Source organism: Nocardia sp. NPDC058499, assembly GCF_042719915.1.
In the GTDB taxonomy this organism is placed as follows: Bacteria; Actinomycetota; Actinomycetes; order Mycobacteriales; family Mycobacteriaceae; genus Nocardia.
Window position 1 is genome coordinate 504,966 of sequence record NZ_JBHXMZ010000004.1, and the last position, 6,940, is coordinate 511,905.

Annotated in this window: 7 protein-coding genes; 3 read left to right on the forward strand and 4 right to left on the reverse strand. The window is 66.4% G+C overall.

Annotated elements, in window-relative coordinates; genetic code table 11:
* Window positions 1-218 precede the first annotated feature (218 nt).
* Together ACFWPH_RS16035 and ACFWPH_RS16040 are read right to left on the reverse strand one after the other, a co-directional pair.
* The gene (locus ACFWPH_RS16035; RefSeq protein WP_378751579.1) at window positions 219-644 is read right to left on the reverse strand and encodes a hypothetical protein; all 426 of its coding nucleotides are present in this window, start codon (window positions 642-644) and stop codon (window positions 219-221) included.
* A 128-nt stretch (window positions 645-772) separates the two neighbouring features.
* Complete coding sequence (locus ACFWPH_RS16040) at window positions 773-2,215, reverse strand: ATP-binding protein (protein ID WP_378751581.1); 1,443 nt, start codon at window positions 2,213-2,215, stop codon at window positions 773-775.
* Window positions 2,216-2,301: 86 nt separating this feature from the next.
* Here ACFWPH_RS16040 and ACFWPH_RS16045 point away from each other — a divergent pair, with 86 nt between their 5' ends.
* Window positions 2,302-2,748, forward strand: coding sequence for a YybH family protein (locus ACFWPH_RS16045; RefSeq protein ID WP_378751583.1), 447 nt, complete (start codon window positions 2,302-2,304; stop codon window positions 2,746-2,748).
* 62 nt (window positions 2,749-2,810) lie between these two features.
* Here the strand turns inward: ACFWPH_RS16045 and ACFWPH_RS16050 are convergent, their stop codons facing one another.
* Window positions 2,811-4,190, reverse strand: a complete 1,380-nt coding sequence (locus ACFWPH_RS16050) for an MFS transporter (protein ID WP_378751585.1) — start codon at window positions 4,188-4,190, stop codon at window positions 2,811-2,813.
* A 284-nt stretch (window positions 4,191-4,474) separates the two neighbouring features.
* Window positions 4,475-4,822, reverse strand: a complete 348-nt coding sequence (locus ACFWPH_RS16055; protein ID WP_378751587.1) for a DoxX family protein — start codon at window positions 4,820-4,822, stop codon at window positions 4,475-4,477.
* A gap of 149 nt (window positions 4,823-4,971) precedes the next feature.
* On the opposite strand from ACFWPH_RS16055, the gene ACFWPH_RS16060 reads away from it, so the two are divergent.
* Window positions 4,972-5,397 (forward strand): PPOX class F420-dependent oxidoreductase, encoded by a 426-nt coding sequence (locus ACFWPH_RS16060; protein ID WP_378751589.1) that lies wholly within the window; start codon window positions 4,972-4,974, stop codon window positions 5,395-5,397.
* A gap of 414 nt (window positions 5,398-5,811) precedes the next feature.
* Window positions 5,812-6,570 carry a precorrin-4 C(11)-methyltransferase gene (cobM, locus tag ACFWPH_RS16065; RefSeq protein WP_378751591.1) on the forward strand — a complete coding sequence of 253 codons (759 nt, stop codon included), beginning with the start codon at window positions 5,812-5,814 and terminating at the stop codon, window positions 6,568-6,570.
* Window positions 6,571-6,940: the final 370 nt, after the last annotated feature.

Genomic DNA, 6,940 nt, shown 5'->3' on the forward strand with positions numbered 1-6,940 from the left:
GCAGCTCGGGTGCTGATTCGATACCCTGCCCGTGCTGCGCTCGATGGCCCTCGCCGTATCGACCGGCTCACTCCCGGATTGAGCGACGCGGGTGCCGTCGGCCGGTAGACCCTGACCAGGGTGTTGACTTCTCGACGTTCTGAATTGTCCCGCGCCGGTGCATCGTCGGCGTTCGCATGGCCGATGCCGATGTCGGGTGGCCGAGGCTTGGGGGCTTCCTATTCTTCGAGGTATGGTCTCAGCTCCATATAGACTCGGTCCAAGTCATGAAGCCCTCCCGTGCAGCCGTTGTCGATCCAGTCCTGCATGCTCGACCGGAAGCTGAGATCGTCTCCGCCTGGACCGAATAGCTTGCCTACCCTCAGGGCCGCAACTTCCAGATCCCACCCGGAATACTGGATGCAGACACTGCTATCGGGCAACCGACCTACTCGGGTGTGGATGACACCTTCACCCTTGACGGTTAATTCCCTGATCCTTTCGAACCGATAGCCATCTGCAAATAGGATTGCCCAGTCCAGATCGTTTGCGGTTCCGACGGCCGACGCCATCGCGAATCGTCGGCCCGCGACGGGCAGTTCGACTACTGCCAATATACGATCCGGCCCTGTCCATTCTTCGGGGCGCACATTGATCGTGAACACCGCGATCCTCCTGAGTCGACATATCGGTCTTTGCTGGCCTTCTGTTCACCTCAGCGCGTGATCATGGCAGCATCGACCGACAAGTGCGTGACAGCCTTGCTCGCCCGTTCATCGCCGTGCGGCCAGGACTACCTCCAGACGGAAAGGACCTCGTCCGGGCCCCAAATCAGATCCGCCCCCGCGTCGCGGGCATCCGCGGCAATCCCTGACCGGCTGACCACGACCAACCCCGATACGCCCGGCTCGTACCCTGGCACCTCACCGGCGGACTTTCGCAGCGTCACGAGATCACGCCGATCGAAGGATGTACCGAGCCATTTCACCGAGCCGACGAACTCGATCCGATTCGCGACCGGTCCGCGATCGGCGCCTACCAGGTCCACCTCGGGGTCGAAACGTCGATTCCACCAGCCGCCAACAGTCTCCACGGACTGCCACGGCAAGCGGCCGCTGAGCGCGGCAAGTCCCAGCGATTCGCGGATCAGCGGTTCGACAGCCCGCCCCCGCCAGGTGGTCCATCGCCGTTCGATCAGCCGGAACGCGCCTGCGGACCGCCCCCGGCGCGAAAGGTCCTGCGCGGCACGCAATACCGCAAGGTACAGCCGAAGATTGCTGTCGGTGACCCGGTACAAGGCCGGTTTGCCGGGTCGGATCGACAATGGCTCATCGATAGCGAGCACTCGTTTGTCGACGGTCAGTCGCCGTAAAATCGGCGACAGGCTCCCGGAGGCAATCGGGCCGGCGCTGCCACCGGCCGCTGCCGCGATATTGGCGTGGGTTCGGTCACCGCCGCCGACCGACTCCAGCACGCGGCGTGTTTGGTCCGGCGCCGGAAACTCGGCCAGCAGTGCCGACTCCGGCACGCTGAACAGCGGCGCCGCTGGATCTGCACATTCCTCCTCGAGGAACTCCAGCGGGCTACGGCCGCGCGGCCAACTCCGCAGAATTCCCGGCAGTCCGCCGGTGATCAGGTGCGCATCGAGCGCGTCCGCCGCGCCGAGTCCGGTGGCGTCCGCGATCTCCACCGGGTTGAGGGGCCCGAGAACGAAGTTGTCCGCTCTGCCGTAGAACGGGCGATCGTAGGCGGTGAGGCGTTCCATCATGTGCAGGTCGCTGCCCAAGAGCAGCAACAGCACCGGATGTCGCGACAACATCCGGTCCCAAGCGGTTTGCAGGACCCCGTCGAAACTCTGGTCCTGCTCGGTCAGCCAGGGAACCTCGTCGATCACCACCACCGACGGACCATTCGGTAGAGCTCCCGCAATGGCCCGGAATCCGTCCGCCCATGAACCGATCTGTTCGGGCACCAGTTCTGGGTCGGTAATCAGCGAGGATTCGCGCAGTTCGCGCAACAAGCCCGCCAGGGATTCCGCAGGTGCGGCGCCTTTGGTTGCGGTGAAGTAGAGATACGGCACCGCGGACTGGTCGCAGAACTCCTGTACCAGCCTCGACTTGCCCACCTGCCGTCGCCCGCGGATCGCCACTGCGATCCCGGACGCAGACTCGGTGACGCGGCGCAGCCGACTGCCGAGCATATCCAGTTCACGTTGTCGTCCGACGAAACCAGCCACCCGGCCTCCAATGTGTAGAGGTAATCTATGTAGAAGTTATCTACATAGAAGAGTACTACCCATTCGGGCCGCGTAGCGTGCGAGAAGTGAGTTCTTTCGAGCACGCCTCGGTCGGTGGCCGCCCCAGAGCTGGAATATCCGGTGTCGACGCGGCGACGACCGCTGAGATCGACACCCTTTTCCGGCAACTCGAATCGGCGTTGGAGGCGAAGGACGCGGCGGCGTTCGATGGGGTGTTCACCGAAGACGTCGTCTTCATCACGCCGGCGGGCGCGATTTTCCGGGGATGGGATGAGCTACACGGCTACCATCGCGCTCGTCTCGGTGACAGCCCCGACGCGCGGGCCCGTTTCGAACTGCTCGCGCTGCGCCTCCTGACACCTGAGCACGCAATTGTCAACGTCGAGCAAACCCTGCACACCGCAGAGTTCTCGCTCGCCAACCGAGGCACCTGGGTCCTGCTCCGGCGCGACCGGACCTGGTGGGTCTGCTCGGTGCACAACACCAATATCGCGGGATCGATCCAGAGCTGAGCGAACGACCGGATAATCAGGCGTCGGCGCCTCCGTCTGACAGCGGTTGTGGTTCCTCGTTGTCAGAGCCGGACGGTTGTCGTGGTGTCACGGACCGCGTCGGCTCGGTCGATATCGGCCAGGTCGAAACCCTTGGTTTCCCGCGCCACCAACACCGCAACTGCGGTAACCGCGGCGGCCCCTGCCAGGTAGATGGCGATCGGGACCGGGGAGCCGAAAGTGTCCAGGAGTTTGACCGCGATCACCGGAGCCAGCGAACCCGCGACGATCGAGGTGACCTGGTAGCCGAGGGATACGCCGGAATAGCGCATCCGGGTCGGGAACATTTCCGCCATGATCGCCGGCTGGGGTGCGTACATGAAGCCGTGCGCGACGAGGCCGAGGATAATTGCCGCGGTGATGATCCAGCCGTTGCCGGTGTCCATCATCGGGAAGGCGATGAAACCCCACAGGCCCGCCGCGATCGTGCCCGCCAGGTAGACCGGACGCCGGCCGATCCGGTCGGTGAGTGCGCCGATCAGCGGGATCACCGCGAAATGCACGGCGTGGGCAGCCAGCAGCCACCACAGGATGTCGTCGGTCGCCATATCGTGCTGGACCTTCAGATAGGTGATGGTGAAGGTGACGACCAGGTAGTACATGATGTTTTCGCCGAAGCGCAGGCCCATCGCGGTGAGCACGCCGCGCGGATACCGTTTCAGGACCTCGACCGCACTGAAGGACGAGGTCCTCACCTGTTCGGCTTCCTTCCGCGCCGCGGTGAAAATCGGTGCATCGGTGACCTTGGTGCGGATGTAGTAGCCGATCAGGACCACCACCGCGGACAACCAGAACGCTATCCGCCAGCCCCAGGACAGGAAATCGTCCTCGGACAGGACGGTGGTGAGTACCAGCAGGACTACCGTCGCCAGCAGATTGCCGCCGGGTACACCGGACTGCGGCCAGCTCGCCCAGAAACCGCGGCTCTTGTCCGGGCTGTGCTCGGCCACCAGCAGGACGGCGCCACCCCATTCCCCGCCGACCGCGAAACCCTGGAGGAAGCGCAGGACGACCAGGAGGGCGGGCGCCAGGTAGCCGATCTGGCCGTAGGTGGGCAGGCAGCCCATCAAGAAGGTGGCCGCACCCACCAGGATCAGGCTGAATTGCAGTAGTCGCTTCCGGCCGTACTTGTCGCCGAAGTGCCCGAAGACGATGCCGCCGAGCGGCCGGGCCGCGAACCCGACCGCATAAGTAAGGAACGCTTTCAGGATCGCGTCGAGTTCGCTGTCGGATTCCGGGAAGAAGACCTTGCTGAACACCAATGTCGCGGCGGTGCCGTAGAGGAAGAACTCGTACCACTCGACCACGGTCCCGGCCATGGATGCGGCGACCACCCGCCGCAACCCACCCCGTTCCGGTGGTGAGTTCCCGTCGGCCTGTTCCGCACCGTCCGCCACGCTCATCGCCCACTCCTCACGCTGCAGCCCCGACCCACAGGGCTATTCGGAGTATCGCCGGTACGAGGCTGCCGTATCGGCAATTCGGCGCGGTTGGTTCGGTCGCTGTCCGGTCAGTGAGAACGGTTGTCCGCCGCGGCCACCGGCCTGGGTGCGCCGGCCGGCGGTTCGGTGTCCGTCTTATCGTGGCCCCCGGCCGCGGCTGTGCCGGTAGCGCGGTGCGCGTTTACCGCCGCGCGATGATCGGCGCGGGTTCGGACCGGCCGATCCGGGTTCCTGGTCTGCGCCGACTACCGAGCCAGTTGGAGGACCAGAGTCGCGACGACCGGAAGCAGGTACAGCAGCGGGAACACCGAGGTCTTGTACGAGCGTGCGCGCAGCGCCGTCGCGGTGGCGCCGAGGAAGTAGAGGATCAGGCCGACGGCGGCGGCGACGCCGAGCGCCGGGAGCGCGAAGCCGATGAGCAATCCCAGCGCTCCGGCGGTTTTGGCCAGCGCCAGCCAGTTCCACCACGACCGCGGCACACCGTACTGCTCGAGCGGTTCGACGACGAATTGCTGTTTCGAGAACAGCGAGTAGCCCGAGAACCCGACCCATAGGGCGGTCAGCGTTCCGACGAGGTAATAAGCGACGTCCATCTCACACCATCTCTCTGCGGCCGGTGTATCCCGGCGGGTACCTGGTCGACGACGCGGGCAACCCGGGTGTGACATCGCGGTGCCGGCAGCGGCACGCCGCGCCGCGAGACATGCCTCGACAGTGGACGCGGCATCTTAGGCTGGTCCGCATGGCCTCGCTTTCCGATCCCAAGGTGCGTGAATTCCTCAGCTACGGAACCCGTACCGCCAAGGTGGCGTTCACCGCCGGTGACGGGCGTCCAGTGGTGACCCCGGTCTGGTTCCTGCTCGACGGGGACGAAATCGTGTTCAACACCGGCAAGAACACCGCGAAGGGAAAGGCGTTGCAGCGTGACCCGCGGGTCGCGCTGGTGGTGGACCTCGAGGAGCCGCCCTACGCGGCGGTGCAGATCCAGGGCACGGTCACCCTGTCCGAGGACCCGGCCGAATTGTTGCGGACGGCGACAGCGATCGGTGGCCGTTATATGGGTACGGCCCGCGCCGACGAGTTCGGCCGCCGCAACGGTGTGCCCGGTGAACTCCTGGTGCGGGTACAGCCGGTAAAGGTCATCGCCTTCTTCGACGCCGTCGGCTGAGCCGGGCGTCGTCCACCCGAGGCTGTCGCCGGTGATCACGGCGCAGCCCCTGATTGCGACGGTGTACCCGCACGTGCGTCGCGCGGATGCGGCGAACCGTTTCGGCGTTACTCCGGCCATCACACGGACTTCCGGTGCACGGCCGGTGGCAACGGATCCGGCATTGCCGCCGAACCGACCCGAGGCGAGCGCGGCCGGGATTTCGCTGCTGTCCGCCGAGGTGAGCCCCAATGTTCGGGTCGGTGCTCGACCGGTACCGGACCGCGGTGCCCACGGGCAGACCGTCCTACGGGCGACCGAATCCGGCGCCGAACCGGACGCTGCGTCGAACGAGTCCGGGGCGGGCCGCCTCGGAGGCTCGGCGTGCGTGGGCGGGGCTGAGGGGGCAGAGGGCGCCGGACCTATGCTCGTCCCATGACCGTGCACTTCATCGGGGCGGGGCCCGGCGCCGCAGATCTGCTGACCGTGCGTGCGGTGGAGCTGCTGCGGCGGTGCCCGGTATGCCTGTACCCGGGGACCTACCTGGACCCCGAGGTGATCGCGCACTGTGCGCCCGGGACCGCGCTGATCGATACCCAGCGGCTGGACCTCGACGAGATCATCGGGCATCTGGTGCGGGCGACCGCGGCCGGGCTGGATGTGGCTCGGTTGTGCTCCGGTGATACCTCCCTTTACTCCGCGCTCACCGAGCAGACGCGCCGGCTCGACGCCGCGGGGGTGCCGTGGGATATCACCCCGGGAGTTCCCGCGTATGCGGCCGCGGCCGCATTGCTGGGCACGGAGCTGACGGTTCCCGAGGTCGTGCAGTCGGTGGTGCTGACCCGGATGCAGGCCCGTTCGACGGCGATGCCGGATTCCGAGGCGCTGTCCGGTTTCGCCCGGACCGGTGCCACGCTGGCCCTGCATCTGGCTGTCACCCGGACCCGGGAGCTGGCGGCGGAGCTGGCCGAGGACTACGGGCCCGGCTGTCCGGTCGCGGTGGTGTACCGGGCCAGTCAGCCGGAGCAGACCGTGCTGCGCGGCACCCTTGCCGATATCGCCGATCAGGTCGAGGCGGCCGGGCTGCGGCAGGCGGCGGTGATCCTGGTGGGCCGGGCACTGAACCCGGGTGCGGCCTGTGCGCAATCCCACCTTTACGACCCGGCACGTGACCGTGCCCACCTCACCGGATAGTCCCGGATGAGTCCGCGGCGAGTGCCCACTGCGGGGCCTGCCCGAGCACGCCGGCGCCCCTCGCGCGGCCCCGGCCTGCACCTGCGTAACGCGGTTGGTGTGGCGCCGGTACGACGGTAGATTGGATCGGTGGTCAGGAGTCGGCGCGCGGGTGCGGGTACACGGTGTCCCACGGCACCGGAGGTGCTCAGTGGTACCGGGCGTCCGATGTAACGTCCTCGGCCCGATAAACGGATACTTCCGATGGACATTTCTGCCTGATCGAACAAGAAGTGGACCTGGAACAGCGGACATCGCGCAACGGGCGGTGCGCGTCGCGACCAGGTGGTGACGGGAAGCGCACGCGTGCGTTCCGGAAGCGAGGTTACGG